This window comes from Diaphorobacter aerolatus (assembly GCF_014489535.1).
Taxonomy (GTDB): Bacteria; Pseudomonadota; Gammaproteobacteria; order Burkholderiales; family Burkholderiaceae_C; genus Diaphorobacter_A; species Diaphorobacter_A aerolatus.
This window is the reverse complement of the sequence record NZ_CP060783.1, coordinates 2,745,916-2,768,694: the sequence shown is the minus strand read 5'-3', so window position 1 is coordinate 2,768,694 and position 22,779 is coordinate 2,745,916. Positions and strand designations below refer to the sequence as shown.

The 22,779-nt window shown below is 63.6% G+C and carries 18 protein-coding genes and 3 pseudogenes; 16 read left to right on the top strand and 5 right to left on the bottom strand.

Features of this window, described 5'->3' with window-relative positions:
• Positions 1–73: 73 nt before the first annotated feature.
• On the top strand, positions 74–5,545 hold the full coding sequence (locus H9K75_RS12950) for a DNA repair ATPase (protein ID WP_187722990.1): 5,472 nt from the start codon (positions 74–76) through the stop codon (positions 5,543–5,545).
• A gap of 194 nt (positions 5,546–5,739) precedes the next feature.
• On the opposite strand, the gene H9K75_RS12945 is transcribed toward H9K75_RS12950, so the two are convergent.
• Positions 5,740–6,864, bottom strand: a complete 1,125-nt coding sequence (locus H9K75_RS12945) for an alkene reductase (RefSeq protein ID WP_187722989.1) — start codon at positions 6,862–6,864, stop codon at positions 5,740–5,742.
• A gap of 319 nt (positions 6,865–7,183) precedes the next feature.
• Positions 7,184–7,791 (bottom strand): annotated as a pseudogene (gstA, locus tag H9K75_RS12940) (glutathione transferase GstA).
• A gap of 364 nt (positions 7,792–8,155) precedes the next feature.
• On the opposite strand from gstA, the gene mnmG reads away from it, so the two are divergent.
• The 8 genes and pseudogenes from mnmG to H9K75_RS12900 all read left to right on the top strand — a co-directional run bounded on the left by mnmG (position 8,156) and on the right by H9K75_RS12900 (position 15,881).
• On the top strand, positions 8,156–10,129 hold the full coding sequence (gene mnmG, locus H9K75_RS12935; RefSeq protein WP_187722988.1) for a tRNA uridine-5-carboxymethylaminomethyl(34) synthesis enzyme MnmG: 1,974 nt from the start codon (positions 8,156–8,158) through the stop codon (positions 10,127–10,129).
• On the top strand, positions 10,126–10,782 hold the full coding sequence (rsmG, locus tag H9K75_RS12930; protein WP_187722987.1) for a 16S rRNA (guanine(527)-N(7))-methyltransferase RsmG: 657 nt from the start codon (positions 10,126–10,128) through the stop codon (positions 10,780–10,782). The genes mnmG and rsmG overlap by 4 nt, the downstream gene beginning before the upstream one ends.
• A gap of 38 nt (positions 10,783–10,820) precedes the next feature.
• Positions 10,821–11,435 carry a LysE family translocator gene (locus H9K75_RS12925; protein ID WP_187722986.1) on the top strand — a complete coding sequence of 205 codons (615 nt, stop codon included), beginning with the start codon at positions 10,821–10,823 and terminating at the stop codon, positions 11,433–11,435.
• A 22-nt stretch (positions 11,436–11,457) separates the two neighbouring features.
• On the top strand, positions 11,458–12,228 hold the full coding sequence (locus H9K75_RS12920) for a ParA family protein (RefSeq protein ID WP_187722985.1): 771 nt from the start codon (positions 11,458–11,460) through the stop codon (positions 12,226–12,228).
• Between the two features lie 5 nt (positions 12,229–12,233).
• On the top strand, positions 12,234–12,791 hold the full coding sequence (locus tag H9K75_RS12915; protein ID WP_187722984.1) for an RBBP9/YdeN family alpha/beta hydrolase: 558 nt from the start codon (positions 12,234–12,236) through the stop codon (positions 12,789–12,791).
• Between the two features lie 5 nt (positions 12,792–12,796).
• Positions 12,797–13,744, top strand: coding sequence for a ParB/RepB/Spo0J family partition protein (locus H9K75_RS12910; RefSeq protein ID WP_187722983.1), 948 nt, complete (start codon positions 12,797–12,799; stop codon positions 13,742–13,744).
• A 142-nt stretch (positions 13,745–13,886) separates the two neighbouring features.
• Positions 13,887–14,923, top strand: a pseudogene (locus H9K75_RS12905) (peptidoglycan-binding protein).
• 190 nt (positions 14,924–15,113) lie between these two features.
• Positions 15,114–15,881, top strand: a complete 768-nt coding sequence (locus H9K75_RS12900; RefSeq protein ID WP_226858151.1) for an N-acetyltransferase — start codon at positions 15,114–15,116, stop codon at positions 15,879–15,881.
• A 9-nt stretch (positions 15,882–15,890) separates the two neighbouring features.
• Here H9K75_RS12900 and H9K75_RS12895 read toward each other — a convergent pair whose 3' ends face one another.
• Both H9K75_RS12895 and H9K75_RS12890 read right to left on the bottom strand, forming a co-directional pair.
• Positions 15,891–16,520 (bottom strand): flavin reductase family protein, encoded by a 630-nt coding sequence (locus tag H9K75_RS12895; RefSeq protein WP_187722982.1) that lies wholly within the window; start codon positions 16,518–16,520, stop codon positions 15,891–15,893.
• A 97-nt stretch (positions 16,521–16,617) separates the two neighbouring features.
• Positions 16,618–17,259 (bottom strand): TetR/AcrR family transcriptional regulator, encoded by a 642-nt coding sequence (locus tag H9K75_RS12890; RefSeq protein WP_187722981.1) that lies wholly within the window; start codon positions 17,257–17,259, stop codon positions 16,618–16,620.
• 202 nt (positions 17,260–17,461) lie between these two features.
• On the opposite strand from H9K75_RS12890, the gene H9K75_RS12885 reads away from it, so the two are divergent.
• From H9K75_RS12885 to H9K75_RS12870, 4 genes and pseudogenes are all read left to right on the top strand, one after another.
• The gene (locus H9K75_RS12885) at positions 17,462–17,815 is read left to right on the top strand and encodes a DUF1428 domain-containing protein (RefSeq protein ID WP_187722980.1); all 354 of its coding nucleotides are present in this window, start codon (positions 17,462–17,464) and stop codon (positions 17,813–17,815) included.
• Between the two features lie 129 nt (positions 17,816–17,944).
• A complete protein-coding gene (locus tag H9K75_RS12880) occupies positions 17,945–18,388 on the top strand; it encodes a VOC family protein (protein ID WP_187722979.1) in 444 nt (147 codons plus the stop codon).
• Positions 18,389–18,420: 32 nt separating this feature from the next.
• Positions 18,421–18,809: pseudogene (locus H9K75_RS12875) on the top strand (VOC family protein).
• 135 nt (positions 18,810–18,944) lie between these two features.
• Positions 18,945–19,382, top strand: coding sequence for an SRPBCC family protein (locus H9K75_RS12870; protein WP_226858149.1), 438 nt, complete (start codon positions 18,945–18,947; stop codon positions 19,380–19,382).
• On the opposite strand, the gene H9K75_RS12865 is transcribed toward H9K75_RS12870, so the two are convergent.
• A complete protein-coding gene (locus H9K75_RS12865) occupies positions 19,325–20,278 on the bottom strand; it encodes an AraC family transcriptional regulator (protein WP_187722978.1) in 954 nt (317 codons plus the stop codon). The genes H9K75_RS12870 and H9K75_RS12865 overlap by 58 nt on opposite strands.
• A gap of 65 nt (positions 20,279–20,343) precedes the next feature.
• Here H9K75_RS12865 and H9K75_RS12860 point away from each other — a divergent pair, with 65 nt between their 5' ends.
• The 3 genes from H9K75_RS12860 to H9K75_RS12855 all read left to right on the top strand — a co-directional run bounded on the left by H9K75_RS12860 (position 20,344) and on the right by H9K75_RS12855 (position 22,736).
• Positions 20,344–21,615, top strand: coding sequence for an MFS transporter (locus H9K75_RS12860; RefSeq protein WP_187722977.1), 1,272 nt, complete (start codon positions 20,344–20,346; stop codon positions 21,613–21,615).
• Between the two features lie 132 nt (positions 21,616–21,747).
• Positions 21,748–22,044, top strand: coding sequence for a hypothetical protein (locus tag H9K75_RS23935; protein ID WP_226858147.1), 297 nt, complete (start codon positions 21,748–21,750; stop codon positions 22,042–22,044).
• Positions 22,005–22,736: a CsgG/HfaB family protein gene (locus H9K75_RS12855; protein WP_226858146.1), complete on the top strand. Its 732-nt coding sequence runs from the start codon at positions 22,005–22,007 to the stop codon at positions 22,734–22,736. Before H9K75_RS23935 ends, H9K75_RS12855 begins: the two co-directional genes overlap by 40 nt.
• The last annotated feature ends 43 nt before the right edge of the window (positions 22,737–22,779 follow it).

Sequence of the window (22,779 nt, the reverse complement as noted above, 5' to 3'; positions counted from 1 at the left end):
TGTTCCCTCTTCCAGGCGTGGGAGAGGGGCAAAACCTGCCGTTGTTCAAAGCATGTGAAAGCGCGTGATCTCCATGTCCGAAACCACCCCATCAGTCGAACCGCAAGCCGCCTCCATCGTCGATCAGGCCGTCGCCAGCGGTGGATCGTATGAAGTGCTGGCCAAGCGTCTCGCAAGCCAGGGCGAGACGCTGGAATCGCTGGTGCGCCAGCTCAACGAGGATCGCCTCGAGGAGTTTGGACGCAGCCAGATGGAAGTCATCGGCCGCATGCGCGTGCGCACCGAAAACAACTGCGTCGGGCGCGACATCACGCAGGTCGGTGACCTGCTGCTGTTTGGCTACAACGTGTTCATGGGCCTCAAGCAGGCCACGCGCGTGGAGGACGTGTTCGCGCTCTACCGGCTTGAAGAAACCGAGCATGGCTATGAGGTCACGCCGGTTGAACTCAAGGACAGTTTTCTCGGCATCCAGAGCTTCGTGCAGGACTTTCAGGAGCTCTACGCCTACTACAAGAACACGCGGCTGATGCAGCTTGCGGTGCGCGACAACAAGCTGCTGGCGAGTTTTCAGATCGGCGAGCGCATCACCGACGTGCGCGTGTTCCGCTGGTCGATCTCGCCCGACGGCAAGACCGTCAAATACATCGACAACCGCGGCGAGCGCGACATCGAGCTGCCGTCACCGTTCGACTTCGAGTGGCACCGCGCGGGACGTGACCAGCTCGTGCAGGGCCGCTTCCCGCACATCAACATTCTCGACAAGGTGTTCGTCGAGACGCTGGGCGGCACGCTCACCGTCAAGGTCGAGAACAACACCGACGATGGCCTCGGCATCTACAGCGAGCCCGTGGCCGAGGTGAACCAGTCGCTGGACGATGCGGTGTTCGAGTACGCGCAGGTCGGCAGCATGATGCTGCTGAAGATCCTGCCGTACCGCGAAGAGCAGTGGCGTTATCTCATCTACAACACGCTCACGCGCCAGGTGCTGCGCATGGACGCGATTGCGGGTGCCTGCATCCAGTTGCCGGACGACCACGGCATCATCTTTCCGGGCGGCTACGTGCTGCAGAACGGCGAGCACCGCTCGTTCGAGCAGAACATGCAGGGCATGCGCTTTCGCCGCAGCATCCGCTCGCCCAACGGTGAGGATGTGCTCTACATCTTCTACGAACCGCAAAGCGGGCGCATGGCGCTGTTCAAGTACAACCTGATCGAGCGCGCGCTACAGCCGCCCATCGTCTGTCACGGTTACGCCAGGCTCGACGACGGGCGCATCGTGATATTCGCGGCGGACGGGGACGAGGCGACGCGCGTGCATCCGATGCAGATCTGGCGCACGCCATTCGCGTCCGAGGATTTCGCCGCGAGCCAGCCGCAGAAGGACAGCTTTCTGGGCCGCATCGGCAATGCGGAGATGGTCAGCGGCATCTCCGACATCTACAGCGTGCGCAAGGAAATCGCCGCGCCCGAGGTCTCGCTCGCGCGCTACGAACGCCTGATCGACACCACGCGCGTGCTGTTCGAGCGCCATCAATGGATCAACACGCCGCAGCTTGCGGCCATGAACGAGGTGCTGCACGGTATCGTCGCGACCGGCGACGCCGTGATCGACGAATACGAAAAGGTCGAGAGCATCCGCCAGGCTTCCTCGCGCGCGATGAGCGAGGTTTCCACGCAGCATGCGGCGCTGCTCAAGCGCGTGCGCACCAGCGACTGGGAAACCGTGGACGAGCACGTCGGCGCGCTCGAGGAGCTTGCGCGATTGCGCGGCCAGCTCATGTCCACGCGCGAACTGCGCTATGTCGATACCGCCGCCATCGATGCGATGGTCGCGGCGATCAACGAGATGCAGGGCGAGGTATCGCAGCGCACGGCCGCGTTCATCGCCACCGATGCGGCGCTTCAGCCCTATGTGGATGCATTGCAGCAGCTCGATCAGCAGGCACAGGCTGCCGCGACGGTGGTGCAGATCAAGGAGCCGCTCGCGGAGATGACCCGCATCTCGAGCGCGCTGGACATGCTCTCGGAGCTGATGAGCGGCCTCAGGATCGACGACGCGACGCAGCGCACGCAGGTGGTGGACCGCATCTCGACGCTCTACTCGCGGCTCAACCAGGTGCGTGCGCGTGCGCAGCAGCGCCAGACGAGTCTCGGCAGTTCGGAAAACGTGGCGCAGTTCGCCGCGCAACTCGCGCTGTTCTCGCAGAGCATCGTCAACGCGCTGGGCCTTGCGCAGACACCCGAAAAGTGCGACGAGCAGCTCGCGCGGCTGCTCGTGCAGCTTGAGGAAATCGAAGGCCAGTTCGGCGAGCACGAACAGTTTCTGAACGACATCGTCGCCAAGCGCGAGGAACTGCTCGAGACCTTCGAGTCGCAGCGCCAGTCGCTACAGGACGCACGCCAGCGCCGCGCGCAGGGCGTGCTCGACGCGGCGCTGCGCATCGTGCAAAGCCTGCCCAAGCGCACCGAAAAACTCGCCTCTAGCGACGCGCTGCATGCCTTCTTCGCGGGCGATCCGCTGATCTCCAAGCTCAAGGAACTCGCGCAGCGTCTGCGCACCGAGCTGTTCGATCCGGTGAAGGCCGACGACATCGACACGCGCGTGAAATCGCTGCGCGATCAGGCGTTTCGCTCGCTACAGGATCGCACCGATTTGTTCGAGGGTGGCGGCAACGTCATCAAGCTCGGGCGTCACCGTTTCAGCGTCGGCAATCAGGATCTGGAACTCACGCTGTTGCCGCGCAACGGCGAATTGTTCCTGCACCTGGTCGGCACGGAATATTTCGAGGCCGTCAACAACCCTGAACTCACCGCGTTGCAGGCGTATTGGGATGTATCGACCGTGGCCGAGTCGCCCGATCTCTCGCGTGCGGAATATCTGGCGCTCAACGTCATGCAGGCCGCGCAGAATCGCACGGATGGCTGGGACGAAACGCGCCTCGGGCAACTGGTGCTGGACGGCGCGGCGCTCACGCAGGCGGTGCGCGAATTTGCCGCGCCACGCTATCGCGAAGGCTACGAACGCGGCATTCACGACCATGATGCGGCGCTGATTCTGCAGGCGCTGCTGCCGCTGCGCGACGCGGCGGGCGTGCTGCGCTTCGGCCCCGACGCGCGTGCGCTGGCGGTGCTGTTCTGGAGCGAACATGAACGCATCCAGCAGCCGCAGCTCGCGAGCGCGATTGCCCAATGGCCGCGCCGTGCCCAGCATGCGCACGCGATGCAGACGCTGTTTGCAAGCGATGCCGAACTCAGGAATCTCCAGGCCGACATCGGAGCCCAACTGCACACGTTTGCGAGCGACAGCGGCCTGCTCGAAGTCTTCAGCGAACTGTCCGCGCACGGCGACATCGACGGCCTGATCCGTTCGGCGGCGAACTACCTGCAGGCCGAACTGGCGCAGAAGGCGCTGCGGTTTCACTTTTCGAGCTATGGGCAATCGGCGGTGGCTGCGTTGCAGACCGTGCTGCGCAGCGACACGCAGAACCCGGCGCAATGGGACGAGATGCAGGCCTACTGGCGCGGCGATGATCGACAGCATCGCCACCACGGCGCGCCGCTTTCCGAGCGCTGGCGCAGCGCGCTGCACTGGTTGCAGACGGCCTGCAAGGCGCTCGGCACGCCCGAGGGCACCGCACTGCTCGCCTATTGCGGCGAGGCGGCTTCGTGGCTGACCTGCGCAAGCCATGTGCCGCATGCCGTCAGCAACGTCGATCTGCGCACCGAAGTGCAGGGCCTGCTGGGCCAGCATCCGCGCATCGACAACGGTCGCATGACGCTACAGATCGACGACCTCGGCATGCGCGCGGCGCACCATTTCCGCGTATTCGTGCCGCAGTTCGAGCGCTACCAGCAGTTGCGCCAGCAGGTGCTCAAGGGCTACCGCGAGCGCATCCGGGTCGAGGAATTCAAGGCCCGGCCACTGACCTCGTTCGTGCGCAACAAGCTCATCAACGAGAGCTACCTGCCGGTGATCGGCGACAACCTGGCCAAGCAGATCGGCGCGGTCGGCGAGAGCCGCCGCACGGACCAGATGGGCCTGCTGATGCTGATCTCGCCGCCGGGCTACGGCAAGACCACGCTGATGGAGTACGTGGCCAGCCGTCTCGGCCTGATCTTCATGAAGATCAACGGCCCGGCGCTCGGCCATTCGGTGCGCTCGCTCGACCCCGCGCAGGCACCCGATGCGACGGCAGCCAAGGAACTCGAAAAGCTGAATCTCGCGCTCGAGATGGCGAACAACGTGATGCTCTACATCGACGATATTCAGCACACGCATCCCGAATTCCTGCAGAAGTTCATTTCGCTGTCCGACGGCACGCGCCGCATCGAGGGCGTCTGGAACGGGCAGACCAAGACCCACGACCTTCGCGGCAAGCGCTTTTGCATCGTCATGTCGGGCAATCCGTATACGGAATCGGGCGAGGTCTTCAAGATTCCCGACATGCTCGCCAATCGCGCGGACATCTACAACCTCGGCGACGTGCTCGGCGGCATGGAAGAGGTCTTCAAGCTCAGCTACATCGAGAACAGCATGACCTCGAATGCGGTGCTCGCGCCGATGGCCACGCGCAGTCTCGACGACCTCTATCTGCTGATCGAGAAGGCGCAGGGCAAGGACGTGTCGGGCAACGCGCTGAGTCACGAATACTCGTCGGCCGAACTGCGCGAGATCGAGGCCACGCTCGCGCGCATGCTCAAGGTGCGCGAGACGGTCTTCCGCGTGAACCAGCAATACATCCACAGCGCCGCGCAGGACGACCTGTACCGGCAGGAGCCGCCGTTCAAGCTGCAGGGCAGCTATCGCAACATGAACAAGCTCTCGGAGAAGATCACGCCGGTGATGAACGATGCCGAGATGCAGCAGATGCTCGACGACCACTATCAGGGCGAGGCGCAGATGCTGACCACGGGAGCGGAGGAAAACCTGCTCAAGCTGCGCGAACTGCGCGGCGCGCTGAGCCCCGGAGAGGCCGCGCGCTGGGAGGAGATCAAAGCCGGGTTCCTGCGCCAGAAGTCCATGGGCGGCGCGGGCGCCGATGCGGGCACGCGTGTGGCCTCGCAACTCGTTGATCTGGTGGCGGCGACACGCGATCTCGCAAGCGCCCAGCAGTCCGGCAGCGCGCAAAGCCTTTCGCAGAACGAAAAGCAGGCGCAGCGGTCGGCCAGCGAATGGGCCGAGCTGCTCGCGCAATTGCAGGGCGCGCAACAGGCCTCGGACGAGTCACTCAGGCGCATTGGAGAGGCGCTGGTGCGCGCGTCAGAGAACGGCAAGGGGTCTGCCGCCACGGATGCCTCGGAGCGCGCTGCGCAGCTTCTGGGCGGGCTGGTGCAGTCGGCGATGCATCCGGTGTCTGAGCACCTCGAACATTCGCGGCGTCAGCAGCTCGGGCTGCACCGCGTTCTCATGCAGGTGGCGACGCGCATGCAGGAGCAGATCGACGCGCTGCGCAAGACCGGCAAGCCGACCCTGCGCGCCGACGAGATCGACAACGCGTTCACCACGATGGCGCGCAAGGAGATCGAGGAGCGCAAGGACGGCTGAGGCCGACCGCGCTCTGCGTGATTAGGGCGTGTTCACACAACCCACGGGGTCGCGCAAGCCCGAAGGGTTGTGCATTCTTGGGCGGTCTGCGGCGTTGCAGGCTCTCGCAAGGTACCTACCTTGCTTCGAGCCTGCGCCTTGCATCCCATCCCAAGACTGCACAACGCGATCCCCGTGCGTTGGGTGAACAGGCCCTAGGCCAGCTTCGGGTAGTCGGTATAGCCCTTTTCGCCGCCGCCGTAGAACGTGGTCTGGTCCCAGGCGTTGAGCGGCGCGTTGTCGTGCAGGCGCTCGACCAGATCGGGGTTGGCGATGAACAGCTTGCCAAAGGCGACGATGTCGGCGTGGCCGCTTTCGATGGCGCGCGCGGCCATCGCAGCGTCGTAGCCGTTGTTGACCATCCATGCGCCCTTGCCGCCGTTGAGGCGGTAGCTGTCCTTGAATTGACCGTAGTCGAACGGACGGTCCGCAATCTCGCGCGGGCCACCGGTCGCGCCTTCGATCACGTGGATATAGGCCAGGCCAAGCTGCGCAAGCTGTTTGGCGACGTAGTCGAACAGCGGCTGCGGGTTGCTGTCCACGATGTCGTTGGCGGGCGTGACCGGCGAGAGCCGAATGCCGACCTTGCCACCGCCAATCGCATCGGCCAGCGCACGCGTGACTTCGAGCAGCAGGCGGGCGCGGTTTTCGATCGAGCCGCCGTAGTCGTCGGTACGGTGGTTGGCTCCGTCCTTCAGAAACTGGTCGAGCAGGTAACCGTTGGCCGCATGGATCTCCACGCCGTCAAAGCCTGCGGTTTCGACGGCGCTGCGCGCAGCCTGCACGAAGGAGTGGACGATGACCGGAATTTCCTTGGCCTGTAGCGCGCGCGGCTTGGAGGTCGGCAGGAACTGGCCCTCGCCCGTGGCCTTGTCGATCAGGAAGGTGCGGGTCTTGGCCTGAATCGCCGAAGGCGCGACCGGTGGATCGCCGTCCGGCAGCAAATCCACATGCGAGACGCGGCCCACGTGCCAGAGCTGCGTGACGATCTTGCCGCCACGAGCGTGCACGGCGGCCGTCACTTTCTTCCAGCCGTCGAGCTGCTCGGTGCCGTACAGGCCCGGCACGTCGGAATAGCCCTGCGCGAACGGGTCGATGGCCGTGGCCTCGGTGATCAGCAGACCGGCACTCGCACGCTGCGCGTAGTACGTGGCGGTGATGTCCTTGGGAATCGCATCGGGCGAGCGGTTGCGCGTGAGCGGTGCCATGGCGATGCGGTTGGACAGGTGCAGGTCACCTGCCTTTATCGGGGAGAACAGGGTGGAGTTCGCGGAAGTCATGGGCCTTTCTTTCTCGGCGGAATACCGGAGATGCAAGCTCTCAAGATTAGTCCGTCACGGCCCGCCGTGCTGTAGGACCACACAAGCCCTTTGGATAAATCAAGCCTTTGGCGTGTTCAAGCGGTGGCCCGGGATTCATGTTCCACGTGAAACGGCGGCCGGCAACCTGCGGACGCCAAAACCGATGGGAACGCAGTCCTCGCGTTCGCAGAGCGTGGTGAAGATCACCTCGCCGTGCCCGCGTCGAAAGCCCAAACGGAAAACCGGCGCCCCCGCTCACGCAGGAAACGCCGGTGCGGCTCAGGAGAGCGAGGGCGCGTTACTTGATCAGGCCCTCGGCCGTCATGGCTGCGACCACCGCAGGACGTGCGCCGACGCGCTCGCGGTACTTGACGAGGTTCGGGAAGCCCGAGAGATCGACACCCGTGTGCGCGGCCCAGTTGGTCACGGTGAACAGATAGGCGTCGGCCACGGTGAACTGGTCGCCCATCAGATATTGCTTGCCCGAAAGCTCGTTTTCAACGTACTTCAGACGATTCGCGACGCTTTTGCGCGCACCATCCTTCGCGTCATCCGTCGTGGCCGGATTGAACAGCGGGCTGAAACCCTTGTGAATTTCCGTACCGATGAAGGTCAGCCATTCCTGGAGCTTGTAGCGCTCCCACGTGCCATTGGCCGGGCGAGCTTCGAATCGGGAGCCTGGTCGGCGAGGTATTGAACAATGGCCGGGCCTTCGTGCAGACGCTTGCCATCGTCGAGTTCCAGAAGCGGAACGTAGCCGAGCGGGTTGATGCTGTAGTAATCGGTGCCGTCCTTGAGCTTGTGCGATTTGGTGCTTGCCAAAACGGGCTCGAATTTCAGGCCCGCTTCCTCAAGAACGATATGCGGAGACAGTGAACAAGCGCCGGGAGAATAGTAGAGCTTCATGGGTATCCTTCAACAGTCATTGAAAAAGAAACGACAGGGCAACATGCTATACCGACTGGCATTGCCATGCAGGGGTGGGTGCTCACTGCCCACGAGGCGGATCGGGCTGTTTCACGTGAAACAGCGACGCGCCTCGCGGCATGCCGACATCGCTCGAAGTGACTTCCAGACGGCAAGCAGGACAGAAACGCCGGAGCGTGGGAAAATCACCGGTTCTCCCGGTCCCACATGGATCGGTTTCAGATCAGTTGCATTGGCCCGATCTTCCTTTTGCAGGGGGTCGAGGCCTTTGCCTCCCGGTTGCGCGCGGCCGGTATGCGTTTTGTGTAGCCAGCGGGTCCGCGCGTCCCCGGAGTCAGACTCCATGTTGTATCCCCAGAATTTTGATGTCATCGTAGTGGGCGGCGGTCACGCCGGAACCGAGGCGGCGCTTGCCGCAGCACGCATGGGTTGCAAGACCTTGCTGCTCACGCACAATATCGAGACGCTCGGGCAGATGAGCTGCAATCCGAGCATTGGCGGTATTGGCAAGGGCCATCTGGTCAAGGAAGTCGACGCGATGGGCGGTGCCATGGCCCTGGCCACCGACCGGGGCGGCATCCAGTTTCGCATTCTCAACAGCTCCAAGGGCCCGGCCGTTCGGGCCACGCGCGCTCAGGCCGACCGCATTCTGTACAAGGCAGCCATCCGCGAGATGCTTGAAAACCAGCCCAATCTCTGGCTTTTCCAGCAGGCGGTCGATGATCTGATGGTGGAGGGCGACCGCGTCGTCGGTGCCGTCACCCAGGTCGGAATCAGGTTCAGGAGTCGCACCGTGGTGTTGACCGCAGGTACTTTCCTCGACGGCAAGATTCACGTGGGACTCAACAACTATGCGGCAGGGCGCGCGGGCGATCCGCCAGCGGTGTCGCTCTCGGCCCGGTTGAAGGAACTGCAACTGCCGCAAGGCCGTTTGAAGACCGGCACGCCTCCGCGCATCGATGGCCGCAGCATCGATTTTTCGCGCTGCGAAGAGCAACCCGGCGACGGCATGGCCGGAGGCGTGAACGAGGGTTCGGTGCCGGTTTTCAGCTTCATGGGCAACCAGGCGATGCACCCGCGCCAGATGCCTTGCTGGATCACGCATACGAATGCGCGTACCCACGAAATCATCCGCTCCGGCTTTGACCGCAGCCCGATGTTCACCGGCAAGATCGAGGGCGTGGGTCCGCGCTACTGCCCGAGCGTGGAAGACAAGATCAACCGCTTCGCCGACAAGGAAAGCCATCAGATCTTTCTGGAACCCGAAGGTCTGACCACGCACGAGTATTACCCGAACGGCATCTCGACCAGCCTGCCATTCGACGTGCAATATGAACTCGTGCGCAGCATGGCTGGCCTGGAGAACGCGCACATCCTGCGCCCAGGGTATGCCATCGAATACGACTATTTCGACCCGCGCTCGCTCAGGAGCAGTTTCGAGACGCGTCAGATCAACGGGCTGTTCTTTGCCGGACAGATCAACGGCACGACCGGCTACGAGGAAGCGGCGGCGCAGGGCATGTTCGCGGGCATCAATGCCGCGCTGCAATGCCGCGAGCAGGAGGCCTGGGTGCCACGACGCGATGAGGCCTATCTCGGCGTGCTGGTGGATGACCTGATCACCAAGGGCGTGAACGAACCCTACCGCATGTTCACCAGCCGCGCAGAGTTCCGCCTGCAACTGCGCGAGGACAACGCCGACATGCGCCTGACCGAAGTGGCGCGCAAGATGGGGCTTGTCGACGACATGCGCTGGGACGCCTTCAGCCGCAAACGCGATGCTGTTTCACGTGAAACAGAGCGCCTGAAATCAACCTGGGTGAATCCACGCAATCTTCCGGCGACGGAATCGGAGCGCGTTCTCGGCAAGGCCATCGATCATGAATACAACCTGTTCGATCTGCTGCGTCGCCCGAACGTCGGCTATGCGGAACTGACCGGCATGGATGGTGGCCGGTTTGCCAGTGACGCTGTCTCACGTGAAACCTTGGGCGAACTCAGCGTGCCGGTGATCGAGCAGGTGGAAATCGCTGCGAAGTATTCGGGCTATATCGACCGACAAAAGGACGAGGTGGAGCGTGCCACGCATTTCGAAAAAATGCGGCTACCGGATGAACTTGACTACATGCAGGTGGCCGCGCTTTCCATCGAAGTGCGCCAGACGCTTCAGAAGCATCGCCCCGAAACGCTGGGGCAGGCCTCGCGGATCTCGGGCGTGACGCCCGCAGCGATCTCCTTGTTGATGGTGCACCTGAAGAAGGGCGGCTTCAAGGAATTCGGTAATCTCTCGGCCCAGACGGTGGACGCGGCGGCATGAGCGAGGCATTGACGATTCAACTGCGTGATGGCGCGCGGGAACTGGCGCTGGAGCTGGACGAGCAACAGGTCACGCAATTGATGGAGTTTCTCGCCGTCCTGCAGAAGTGGAACAAGGTCTACAACCTGACATCGGTGCGTGATCCGCAGGAGATGCTCACGCACCATCTGCTGGACAGCCTCGCCGCAGTCAAGCCATTGCAGCGATATCTGGCAAGCCTGCCGCATGGCCAGCGTGAACGCCTGCTCGACGTGGGCTCGGGCGGTGGTCTTCCCGGAGTGGTGTTCGCGATCTGCTGTCCGCAGCTTGATGTGAGCTGCGTGGACACGGTGGCAAAAAAAGCCGCGTTCATCAACCAGGCGGCGGCAACCTTGAGACTTCCCAACCTGCATGGCCTGCATGCGCGCGTGGAAACCTTGACGCAGAAATTCGACGTGGTGAGTTGCCGGGCATTCGCCTCGCTCGTTGATTTCACCCACTGGTCGCGAGACACGCTTGCCGAGCACGGCATCTGGTTCGCGATGAAGGGCAAACGCCCGGATGAGGAAATGGCGGCGCTGGGACACGACGTGGACGTGTTTCACGTGGAACAGTTGCAGGTTCCGGCGCTTGATGCAGACCGTTGCATCGTCTGGATGCGGCCGGTCGCGTAAACTCGGGGTTCCATTTTGGCCCGGCGCAGGAGCTTCCCATGTTTGGTATTGCCGACTACGGCGCGTTCGTCGCCGCGATCATCGTGTTCCTGTGCATTCCCGGCCCGGGAAATCTTGCCCTGATCACGTCCACGAGCAAGGGTGGTTTTCGCGGCGGCTTCGCCTCCACCCTTGGTGTGATCTGCGGCGATCAGGTCTTGATGTGGGCCGCAGTGGGCGGCGTGGCCGGTCTGATGGCGGCGTATCCGTCTGCCTTTCACATGGTGCAGTGGCTGGGCGCCGCCTATCTGGCGTGGATCGGCTGGCGCATGTTGCGCGCCAAACCGGGCGATGCTCCGGTGGTGAACATCAAGCCGCATCACTATTTCAGGCAGGGTGCGATCATCACGCTGCTGAACCCCAAGGCAATCGTCTTCTACATGGCGTTCTTTCCGTTGTTCGTGAACCCGCAGACACATCGCGGTCTGATCACGTTCGGCGCGATGGCGGCAACTGTCGCAACCCTGACCTTGCTCTATGCAACGATCATGATTTTGCTCACACACTTTCTGGCTGAGCGCATGCGCGCGAATCCCAAGATCGTGAGCTTGCTGGAAAAGACGGCGGGCATTTTCCTCATTGGTTTCGGCGTCAAGCTGGCCATCTCCAAGTAACACCAGCACTCGAAAAGATCGCATGGCCAAGATATTCTGCATTGCCAATCAGAAGGGCGGAGTCGGCAAGACCACCACCACCGTGAACCTCGCAGCGGGTCTTGCCAAAATCGGGCAGCGGGTGTTGCTCGTCGATCTCGATCCTCAGGGAAATGCCACCATGGGCTCGGGCGTGGACAAGCGGGCGCTGGAACTCAGCGTCTACGACGTGCTGCTCGAATCCGCCTCGGTCAAGGAGGCCGCCGTGCTGGCCGAGCAGTGCGGCTACCACGTGCTCGGCGCGAACCGTGAACTCGCGGGTGCCGAGGTCGAACTGGTGCCGCTTGCGCAACGCGAGAAGCGCTTGAAGACGGCGCTGACGGCGGCCGAGAAGGACTACGACTTCGTGCTGATCGACTGCCCGCCCAGCCTGTCCATGCTCACGCTCAACGGCCTGTGCAGCGCGCACGGCGTGGTGGTGCCCATGCAGTGCGAGTACTTCGCGCTCGAGGGGCTGACCGATCTGGTCAACACCATCAAGCAGGTGCATGCGAACCTGAATCCCGACCTGCAGGTCATCGGTCTGCTGCGCGTCATGTACGACCCGCGCATCACGCTGCAAAGCCAGGTCAGCGATCAGCTCAAGGATCACTTCGGCGACAAGGTGTTCGACACCGTGATCCCGCGCAACGTGCGCCTCGCCGAAGCGCCAAGCTACGGTCTGCCGGGTGTGGTGTTCGATGCGAGCGCCAAGGGCAGCGTGGCCTTCGTCGAGTTTGCGAAGGAAATGGTCAAGCGCATCAAGAAAATGTGATTGCAATGAATCCAGCCAACGTATTGGTCCTGCCGGGCTGGCAGGGCTCGGGAGAGCAGCACTGGCAGAGCCGCTGGGAAGCGCTTCACGGCTACCGGCGCGTGGAGCAGCACGACTGGCAGCGCCCGCTGCGTGGCGACTGGTCGGCGCGGCTTGAGGAGACCATCGTCGATGCACCCGAGCCGGTGATCCTCGTCGCACACAGCCTCGGCTGCATACTGACCGCGTGGTGGGCCGCCCATTCGCGCCATACCGCAAAGGTGCGCGCCGCGCTGCTCGTGGCACCCGGCGATGTCGAGCGCCCCGAACTCGCCGGGCCGCTGCATGGATGGCAGCCGGTTCAGATGGACCGCCTGCCATTTCCCGGCACGCTGGTGGCAAGCCGCGACGACCCGTACTGCACGTTCACACGGGCCAGGGCGCTCGCCGATGCTTGGGGCTCGCGTTTTGTGGACCTGGGCGAGCACGGACACATCAATGCCGAATCCGGCCTCGGCGACTGGCCCGAAGGGCACGCGATGCTGGATTCGCTGAAGAAGAACGAAACGAAGAAGAAGGATTGATCAACATGGTCACGAAGAAACCCAAGGGCCTTGGCCGTGGACTCGAAGCGCTGCTCGGCCCCAAGGTGGCCGACAAGGCTCCGGCCGCAGCCGCAAAGGATGGCGCGCCCGCGGCGGAGCAGGGCGTGGGCAGGCTGGCGCTGACCGAGCTTGTGCCCGGCATGTACCAGCCGCGCACACGCATGGACGAAGGCGCGCTCTACGAGCTGGCCGAGAGCATCAAGCAGCAGGGCATCATGCAGCCCATCCTGGTGCGCAGGCTTACCGATGGCGAGAACGCCGGCAAGTACGAAATCATCGCGGGCGAGCGGCGTTTTCGCGCATCCGGGTTGGCCGGACTGACGGAAGTGCCGGTGCTGGTGCGCGAGGTGCCGAACGAGGCCGCCGCCGCCATGGCGCTGATCGAGAACATCCAGCGCGAAGATCTGAATCCGCTGGAAGAGGCGCAGGGCCTGCAACGGCTGATCCGCGAATTCGGGCTCACCCATGAGCAGGCGGCACAGGCCGTGGGCCGCTCGCGCAGCGCCGCGTCGAATCTGCTGCGCCTGCTGAATCTGGCCGATCCCGTGCAGACCATGCTGATGGCGGGCGACATCGACATGGGCCACGCGCGCGCGCTGCTGGCGCTCGAGCGCGCCACGCAGATCACGGCAGGCAACCAGATTGCGGCCAGGAAGCTGTCGGTGCGCGAGACCGAGGCGCTGGTCAAGAAGCTCGGTGCGGAATTCAATCTTCAGCCGCAAAAGCCCAAGAAGGAAAAGTCGCGCGACATGAAACGCGTCGAAGAAGAACTCTCCGACCTGCTCACCGCCGACGTGGAGGTCCGTGTGAAGAAACGTGTCAAACGCCACGGCCGCATGGAGGACATGGGCGAGATCGCGATCCAGTTCGGTTCCATGGAGTCGCTCAATGGATTGATCGAGCGGCTGCGCGGAAATGCGTCGGCGAATTGAAACCGCTTGACCAAAATCAAGTAACAAAATGCATCATTCACGAATGTGAATGCAAGCAGCGGTATTATTTGCGGTCTTTTTGAGCGGAAATAGAGTCCGTTCGGATGCAAATTCAACCAAGCGTATGGAAGGGGAGTCCGTGATGCGCAAAACCCATTTGACCCTGCTCGCGGCAGCATGCGCTACCGTTGTCCTGACCGGCTGCGAAACCACCAACATGAAGATGGGCAGTTCGGAGTCCAAGACCGTGGCGACCGGTGCGGCCGGTGGTTCGAACACCGCCAATGCCAGCAGCCAGCTCGAGCGCTGCGCTTCGCCGCTGGGCACCGTGTCGCTGGTCGAGAACCAGGATGCGGGCTGGTACACCATTCTGCGCAACGAATACCGCCTGCCACCCACGGCCAACCTGCTGCGATTGCTGGTGCAGCAATCGAATTGCTTCATCGTCGTGGAACGCAGCGCGGCCGGCATGCGCGCCATGGACCGCGAGCGCCAGATCATGGGCTCGGGCGAAATGCGCGGCGGCAGCAACTTCGGCAAGGGCCAGATGGTGGCGTCGGACTACGCCATGTCGCCTGAAATCATTTTCTCCAACAGCGACGCGGGCGGCATCGGCGGCGCGCTCGGCGGCCTGATCGGTGGCGGTCGCGGTGCGGCAGTTGCGGCCATCGGCGGCAGCATGAAGACGCGCGAAGCCAGCGCCATGCTGACCCTGGTCGACAACCGTTCGGGCGTGCAGGTGTCGTCTTCGGAAGGCAGCGCCTCCAAGAGCGATTTCGCGGGTTTTGGCAGCGTCTTCGGCGGCTCCGCAGGGGGCGGCCTGGGCGGCTACCAGAATACCCCCAGGGCAAGGTCATCACGGCGGCATTCATGGACGCCTACAACCAGATGGTCATGGCGCTGCGCAACTACAAGGCGCAAGCCGTGCAGGGCCAGGGCCTCGGTGGCGGCGGTCGCCTGAGCGTGGACGGCGCTGCGGCTCCGTCCCAGACCCGCGCGGGCGCATCGATGTCCACGCGTGAAGCGCAGGCGCGACTGCAGGAACTGGGCTACAGCGTGACGCCCGACGGCTCCATGGGTCCGAGGACCACGAACGCGGTTCGCGCCTACCAGAAGGATCAGGGCCTGAGCCCGACCGGCCGTTTCGACAAGGCAACACTGGACGCGCTGTCGCGCTGATCCCTGCACGGTCACCCCGGGGTGATGCAAAGGAAAAGAAAGCGGCTCTCGGGCCGCTTTCTTTTTGCGCGCCGCCCAGCTGCTGGAATGCAATGCATATCGCACCGAAAGGGTGCGACATGGGCGCGCGCTTGCGACAAGTGGCGCAGTGTGGCCTACCATGCCCGCCGTTCTAAGGAGCTTCTTCGCCATGTTTCTCGCACTACCGCCGTTCTGGGCGTCATGGTTGCCCGCATTTGCATGCAGCCATCACGATGACGATTCCCGACTTCTTTCCTGTCCTTCAGATTCCCTCGCACAGCGCGCCAGCGCCGTGCTCGCGCCGTTGGCGGCGCCCGCACCCGTCGAATTGCGTATCGACGTTCACACCGGCCCCGAGGCCATCGAAAACGAACTGCGGTCACTGCACGACCGGCTGCATACGCCCGGCGACTCCATGCACGGCATAGAACGATTGCCGCTGCTCGAAGACCCCCGTTTCACCGTGCACCTGCGCGAAGCCGATGGCGAGCGCTATGTCTATATCGAAGACACCCGTGCAGGACGGCTCGCCGGTTACACGGTCTTCAACCGCCTCATCGAAATCAACAGGCGCGCCGACAGGCTGCTGCGCGCGCCGCATTCCAAATTTTCGCCCGGGTATCAGCGGCGCGGGCTGGCGAGCGCCATCTACCGCTGGGCGCTCGATGGTGGCCAGTGCCTGATGACGGGCGCGCGCCAATCCGATGGCGCGCATGCGCTCTGGGATCGCCTCGCATGCGACTACGAGCAGGGCTACGTGCACCTGCGCGACAAGGCGTTGAGCTACCTTGGCCCAGAGGTCGATGACGAGGCGTTGCTCGAGGATCTCAACACGCGCCGCATCCTGCTCGGGCGCGGCTGGAGCATCGACGGCCTGATCGCCGCCGCCCGCATGCACGGCAACAGCGTCGCCAAAGAAACTGCGGCCCTGGCCTGACGCGCCCGCTCAGCGCGGACGGAACATGCGAAAGCGCTGGGCCTCGTCGATTGCGAAATAGTCCGCCGGCCCGCCGCCACGCAGAATCGGCTGGGCCGCCGCCGTGTCGTAGACGCCGTCCTTGAGCAGGCTGCGGTCGATGTGCACGGCCAGCACTTCACCGAGCACCAGCCAGGTCGCCACCGCTTCGCCATCCACGCCCTGAAGCTGGATGATCTGCGTGCATCGGCATTCCATGGTGACCGGACTGTCGGCCACGCGCGGCGGCTGGACCTTGTGGGATGCGAGCGTTGCGAGTCCGGCCAGGTCGAATTCGTTGACCTCGGGCGGCACCATGGCGCAGCTCTGATTCATCGCCTCGGCGAGTGGCCGCGTGGCCAGGTTCCACACGAACTCGCCCGTTTCCTCGATGTTGACCAGCGTGTCTTTCCTGCCGATGCTCGCGAATCCGATGATCGGCGGCGTGTAGTTGAACGCGTTGAAAAAGCTGTAGGGCGCGAGATTGAGCACGCCCGCGCCGCTGCGCGTGGAAATCCAGCCGATCGGGCGTGGCCCGACGATGGCATTGAATGGATCATGCGGCAGGCCGTGGCCCTCGCGCGGCAGGTAGCTGTGAAAGCGTTCGGATTCGGTGGTCATCGTGGCAAGGGCCTTGTGGGGGAACCAAGAAAGAGCGCGGCGCAACCGGCGCTCCATCCATCGTAGTCGCGTGGCGAGCGCGGCGGAGCGCGCGGCCTCAGAGCCCCTTTTCCACCATCTGCAGCAGCCGGGTCGTGAGCTGCGCGCGCAGCCCGGGCGGGCTGTGGCGCAGCGGGCCGTCGATCATCAGTGTCGCCATGCCGTGCACCGTGGACCAGGCGAGATACTCGGCCATGGCGCGGCGCTCTGCGGGCAGCACTCCGGCCTGCACCATGGCGTCCAGCGATTCGCGCAGCAGTTCAAACGGGTCGGCCGACGGGCCGAGCGCCGCAGCTTCCTGTTGCACATTGCCTTCATCGCTGCGCGCAAAGGCGGTGCGAAACCAGCCCGTCTCGGCTTGCGCAAACGCGAGATACGAACGCCCCACGGCGGCCAGCATGGCACGGGAGCGCTCGGCCGCATCTCCCAGTTGCCGCGCTGGCTGCATCTCCACCGCAATGGCCCCGGCCATGGTGGCCAGCACCTGGGCGCGCACGGCTTCGAACAGCGCTTCCCGATTGGCGAAGTGCCGGTATGCCGCATTCGGCGCGACGCCCGCGCGGCGCGTGGCCTCGCGCAACACGATGGCCTGCGGCCCGCCCTCGCGCGCGAGCGTGAGCCCTGCGTCGATCAGCGACTGTCGCAGGTCGCCATGGTGGTAGCTGCGTCGAATGGCGAGGTCGGATGGGTTGTCTGGCATGTGCATGGGCCGGTGGCAGGGCGACGCCCCGAACAAGGGCGTCATCACAAATCCTTACCAAACCGGACAAACTGGATGTGGACAGTGTCCATTTTAATCGGCAAAATAAGTGAACGTTGTCCACATTTGTGAATTCTTTGCTGAATTCCATCTGGATTTTTCTTTTTTATTTTGTTGACCAACCATTGAAGGAGTCAGAGCCATGAAGCAGCAGAACTACGTTGACGGGTTTCTCTGCCCCGTGAAAACGCAGGACAAGGAACGCTATCTCGCGATGGCGACCGCCTCGGCGCAATTGTTCAAGAAGCACGGCGCGCTTTCGGTCGTCGAGTGCTGGGCGGATGACGTGCCCGAGGGCAAGCTCACCTCCATGCCCATGGCCGTCAAGCGCGAGCCCGACGAGGTCGTCGTGTTCTCGTGGGTCGTGTGGCCGGACAAGGCGACGCGCGAGCGCGGCATGAAGGCCGTGATGGACGATCCCGAGATGTCCAAGGACATGCCGTTCGACGGCAAGCGCCTCATCTACGGAGGCTTCCAGCCCATTCTGGTGGCCTGATCCTGGCCCGAACCTAAACGGTCGCTCAGGCATGCGGCGTTCATCAATCTGAAAGCCGGACGCCCGACACTGAAGCGTTCTTCAAGCTTTTTTTTCCACAACGCGATTCCAACCCACGGAGACATTTCCATGCAACTCATCCCCTATCTCACCTTCAATGGCAACTGCGAGGAAGCCATGACGTTCTATGCCAAGGTATTTGGCGGAAAAATGGGCCCGATCATGCGGTTTGGCGACATGCCCGCGTCCGAAGGCATGCCGCCCCTGCCCGAGAGCGCGAAAAACGGCGTGATGCATGCCTACGTGAAATTCGGCGAACAGGAAATCATGGGCTCTGACACCATGCCCGAGGGCTGCGCAGGCGGCGGCTACCAAGCGCCACAAGGCATCAACGTCAACATCGCCGTGGACAACGTGGAGGAGGGGCGTCGCGTCTTCAACGCGTTGGCGGAAGGCGGAAAGGTCACGATGCCGTTTGACAAGACCTTCTGGTCGGCAGGCTTCGGCATGGTGACCGACCGCTTCAACACGCCGTGGATGGTCAACGTGTTCGACCCGCAAGCGCCCCGTTGATACCGGCGACGCAATGACCCAAGGAGATCGACATGAACGCACCGAACCCCGTCATCTGGTTTGAAATCTATGTGCAGGACATGCAGCGCGCACGCACCTTCTACGAGGCGGTGCTGCAAAAGAAGCTCGAGCCCATGCAGGTGCCCGACGGGCAGGCACCGGGCATGGAGATGCTGTCCTTTCCTGGCAAGCCCGAGTCCATGGGTGCCTGCGGGATGCTCGTGAAAATGGACGGCGTCACGTCGGGTGGCGGCGGCACGCTGGTGTATTTCACGAGCGAGGATTGCGCGGTGGAACAGTCACGCGTCGAGGCGGCCGGGGCAAGGTGCTCAAGCCGAAGTTTTCCATCGGGCCTTATGGTTTCTGCACGCTTTTGGTGGACACCGAGGACAATTGCTTCGGCGTGCATTCCATGAAATGACACGGCGCGGCGTCGGTCGATTGGGTCGTCGCCGCACCACACACCACAAGGAGACATCGCCATGACTGATTCCACCTCACCCCGAAGAGCGACGGCGAGGCGTCGGAGCAAAAGCCGTCGCACGCCAACGATCTGGTGCTCACGCGCCTGATCGACGCGCCTGCGGACAAACTCTTTCGCTGCTGGACCGAGCCCGAATTGCTCGTCAAATGGTTCGTGCCCGCGCCGTGGAGCGTGGCGCGCGCCGAGGTCGATCTGCGCCCGGGCGGCCGCTGCCTCGTGGTCATGCGCAGCCCCGAGGGCCAGGAAATGCCCAATGACGGGGTGTATCTCGAAGTCGTTCCCAACCGCCGCCTGGTGTTCACCGACGCCTATCGCGCGGGCTGGATACCGTCCGAAAAGCCGTTCATGACCGCCATCGTCAGCTTCGAACCCGAAGGCTCGGGCACGCGCTACACCGCCATCGCGCGCCACTGGAATGCGCAGGACCGCAAGACGCACGAGGACATGGGTTTTCACGAAGGTTGGGGCATTTGCGCGAGCCAGATGGAGGCGCTCGCGAAGACGCTGTGATGTCCGCGCGGCGCGCGCTCACAGCGAACCAAAGAACCGCCCGGAGACTCGCCGACCGACTTGCGCACCATCGCGCTGAAGGCGCTCGGGCTGTAGCCCAGTTCGGTTGCGATCCGCGCCATCGGCATGCGTGTCGCGGCCAGCGAGAGTGCCTTGGCCAGCACCACCTGCTGACGCCATTGGGTGAAGGTGCTGCCCAACTCGTCGCGAAACAGCCTTGCCACGGTGCGCGGGCTTGCGCCCGTGTTCCGCGCCCAGTCCGCCAGCGTGCCGTGCAGGGTGGGATCAGCGATCACCGCCTCGCAGAGCGTGCGCAGCCGCTTGTCATGCGGCAGATCCACGCCCAGCTTGACGGGATTGGCGCGGCGCAGTTCGTCGAGGATCAGCGCGCTCAGGTGCCGCTCGCGCCTGAGTGTTTCGGCATCGGGCGGCGGACCATCGTCGGGCTCGGTCGGCATTTCCCGGGCCAGCGCGCGCAGCAGGTCCGAGGCCTCGAGTACGCGGCACTGCTGCCAGACCGCACGTTCATGCCGCGCAACCGAGGGCCCGCACTGGCCTGCGGGCTGGTACAGATAGAGCGTGCGCAGATCGGCGTCCTCCACCATGGTCACGGCGTGCTCCACGCCCGGTGGCACCCATACCGCGCGATGCGGCGGCACGATGTAGGTGCCGGTGGGAACATCCAGCCGCAGCACGCCATAGGCCGAAAGCGCCACCTGCGCCCAGTCGTGGCTGTGGGGCAGGATCCGGGTGTCGGCGCGCAGCTTGCGGTAGCGAACGCGCACCGGGCGCGCACGCGTCGGCACGAACGGCGGCGGCAAAAACGCCTCCACATGGGCCACGGGCCGCGCGGCGCGACGTGCGGCTATGGGAGAGGGTGGTGGACTGCTTGGCATGTTCGCGATAGAAATTGGCAGACTATCGTATATCGGACGCGGCAGCTTGCGCCTAACATCACCGCATGACCACGACAACATCACCGGCTTCCCCGTCGTCGCCGGACAATTTCCGGCAGGACGCGCGAACCATCGGCCTGATCGGCCTCGCGCATGGCTCCTCGCACTTCTTCCACATGCTGCTGCCGCCGCTGTTTCCGTTCCTGATCGCGGAATTCGGCTACAGCTACTCGCAGCTCGGCTTTCTGGTGTCGGTGTTCTTCGTGGTCTCGGGCGTCGGCCAGATGCTCGCGGGCTTTCTCGTCGATCGCGTGGGCGCGCGTCCGGTGCTGTTCTTCGCGCTCTCATGCTTCATCGCGGCGGGCCTGGTCGCAGGCACTGCCAGTGGCTATGCGTCACTGATTCTCGCCTCGCTGCTGGCAGGCATGGGCAATGCGCCGTTCCACCCCGTCGACTTCACCATTCTGAACAAGCGCGTATCGGCGAAACGGCTCGGGCACGGCTTCTCGGTGCATGGCATCTCGGGCAATCTGGGATGGGCAACGGCGCCGGTATTCATGGCTGGCATCGCTACCGCCACGGGTTCCTGGCGTGTCGCCTGCCTGAGCGGCGCGGCGCTCGCCTTCGTCGTGCTGGTGATCATGGTGCTCAACCGCGACGCGCTCGACGACCGCCAGGGTTCCTGGTCCAACCAGCCAGCGGCGCATGGCGCGACGCCCGCCGCGCCCGAGCACCCGATGGCCTTTTTGAAGCTGCCCTCGGTATGGCTGTGCTTCTCGTTCTTCTTCTGGAGCACCTGCTCGCTGTCGGCCATCCAGAGCTTCGCGAGCCCGGCCCTGCACAAGCTCTACGGCACGCCCCTGTCCGTCACCGCCCTGGTGGTGACCGGCTACATGCTGTGCGGAGCCGTCGGCATGCTGATCGGCGGCTTTCTGGTGGCACGCGTGCAGCGCCTTGAGAAAATCATCTCGCTGTGCCTGCTGGCCGCGGCCATATTGCTCGCCGTGGTCGGACTTGGCGTGCTGCCGGGCATGGCCGCGCTGGTGGTGACTTCGCTCGCCGGCCTGGGCATCGGCATCGCTGGCCCGTCGCGCGACATGCTGATCAAGCGCGCTGCCCCGCCCGGTGCCACGGGTCGCGTCTACGGAACGGTCTACTCGGGACTGGACCTGGGCTTCTGCCTCGCGGCCCCGGTATTTGGCGCGATGCTCGACGCGAACATGGTGCCCGGCATCTTCTTCGGCTCCGCAGCGGCTCTGGCGCTGTCGGTGGTGTCGGCGGGATTCGTGGGCGCGGGCGTGGCGGCCAAGGCGACGGCGAAACCCGCTACGGCCTGATGCGTCCCGGAGGAGGTGACAGCGCGACTTTTGATAAATGTGACTTTAGGCAACAAAGATTAAAGTATTTGTAAGTCTTACTTTGCAATAATTCAGCGCATTATTTGTAGCCACCGAGCTCGGAGGAACGATATGCGCATGAAGAGAGGGCGGAGTAGTGTGGGCATGGCCATTGCGGCCACATTGATGGTGGGCGGTTGCGCTGTTCAGCAAGCACCGATTGCAACCAAGGACTCCGCGCACACGGCGGCCACACAACGCGAAGCTCAGGCCCAGGTGCTGAAGCAGACTCCGGCGGCACCGGTGCTCAAACGCAAGGTAGCGCTGGGTCGCATTTCCAACGAAACCACCTACGGTCAATCGCTTCTGCGTGACAAATCCGGGATCCGTTGGGCAAACAGGTCACCGATCTATTCAGCAAGGCATTGACTGAGTCGGGCGCTTATCTCGTGTTCGAGCGTCCGGATATCGACAAGGTCGTGACCGAGAGTCAACTCACCAATCAGAAGCTCAACCTCATTGGTGTCGACGCGCTGATCGTCGGCTCACTCACCGAGTTCGGTCGCAAGACGGTTGGCAGTTCGGGTTTTGCCTCATCGAGCAAGAAGCAGGTCGCATTTGCCAAGGTGGATATCCGAATGGTCGACACCCGCACCGGACACGTGTTCTTCGCGACGTCTGGCGCAGGCGAAGCGACCAATGAGGTGTCTTCCACCTTCGGATTCGGCTCGCGCGCCAACTATGACGGAACACTCAACGACTCCGCCATCCGGCAAGCGGTCTCCGAGGCCGTCAGCAAACTGTCCGTGGAACTCAATCGCCGCCCCTGGACAACGGCCGTCCTCAAACGCGAAGGCTCTCGTTTGTTTGTCAGTGGCGGCAAGAGTCAGGGACTGAAACCTGGAATGCTGCTCGCGGTGCAGTCCGCGGGCGAGCAGATCAAGTCGCCGCAGACGGGCGCGCTGATCACCTTGCCCGGGCAGAAGCTGGCGCAGGTTCGCGTGGACAGCCTGTTTGGCGACAACGAATTGAATGAAGGCGCAATGGCAAGCGTGGTTTCCGGAGACCTTGGACAGCGTGATGCGAGCGCTCTTGTCGTGTATTTCGAGGGAGGTCAGTGATGAATCAAGGAAAGAATACGAGATCGCGTCTCCGAACACGGAC

Coding starts and splice junctions, on each gene's coding strand:
- H9K75_RS12950 (WP_187722990.1), top strand. CDS start 74: ATGTCCGAAACCACCCCATCAGTCGAACCGCAAGCCGCCTCCATCGTC.
- H9K75_RS12945 (WP_187722989.1), bottom strand. CDS start 6,864: ATGACTTCCGCGAACTCCACCCTGTTCTCCCCGATAAAGGCAGGTGAC.
- mnmG (WP_187722988.1), top strand. CDS start 8,156: ATGTTGTATCCCCAGAATTTTGATGTCATCGTAGTGGGCGGCGGTCAC.
- rsmG (WP_187722987.1), top strand. CDS start 10,126: ATGAGCGAGGCATTGACGATTCAACTGCGTGATGGCGCGCGGGAACTG.
- H9K75_RS12925 (WP_187722986.1), top strand. CDS start 10,821: ATGTTTGGTATTGCCGACTACGGCGCGTTCGTCGCCGCGATCATCGTG.
- H9K75_RS12920 (WP_187722985.1), top strand. CDS start 11,458: ATGGCCAAGATATTCTGCATTGCCAATCAGAAGGGCGGAGTCGGCAAG.
- H9K75_RS12915 (WP_187722984.1), top strand. CDS start 12,234: ATGAATCCAGCCAACGTATTGGTCCTGCCGGGCTGGCAGGGCTCGGGA.
- H9K75_RS12910 (WP_187722983.1), top strand. CDS start 12,797: ATGGTCACGAAGAAACCCAAGGGCCTTGGCCGTGGACTCGAAGCGCTG.
- H9K75_RS12900 (WP_226858151.1), top strand. CDS start 15,114: ATGTTTCTCGCACTACCGCCGTTCTGGGCGTCATGGTTGCCCGCATTT.
- H9K75_RS12895 (WP_187722982.1), bottom strand. CDS start 16,520: ATGACCACCGAATCCGAACGCTTTCACAGCTACCTGCCGCGCGAGGGC.
- H9K75_RS12890 (WP_187722981.1), bottom strand. CDS start 17,259: ATGCCAGACAACCCATCCGACCTCGCCATTCGACGCAGCTACCACCAT.
- H9K75_RS12885 (WP_187722980.1), top strand. CDS start 17,462: ATGAAGCAGCAGAACTACGTTGACGGGTTTCTCTGCCCCGTGAAAACG.
- H9K75_RS12880 (WP_187722979.1), top strand. CDS start 17,945: ATGCAACTCATCCCCTATCTCACCTTCAATGGCAACTGCGAGGAAGCC.
- H9K75_RS12865 (WP_187722978.1), bottom strand. CDS start 20,278: ATGCCAAGCAGTCCACCACCCTCTCCCATAGCCGCACGTCGCGCCGCG.
- H9K75_RS12860 (WP_187722977.1), top strand. CDS start 20,344: ATGACCACGACAACATCACCGGCTTCCCCGTCGTCGCCGGACAATTTC.
- H9K75_RS23935 (WP_226858147.1), top strand. CDS start 21,748: ATGCGCATGAAGAGAGGGCGGAGTAGTGTGGGCATGGCCATTGCGGCC.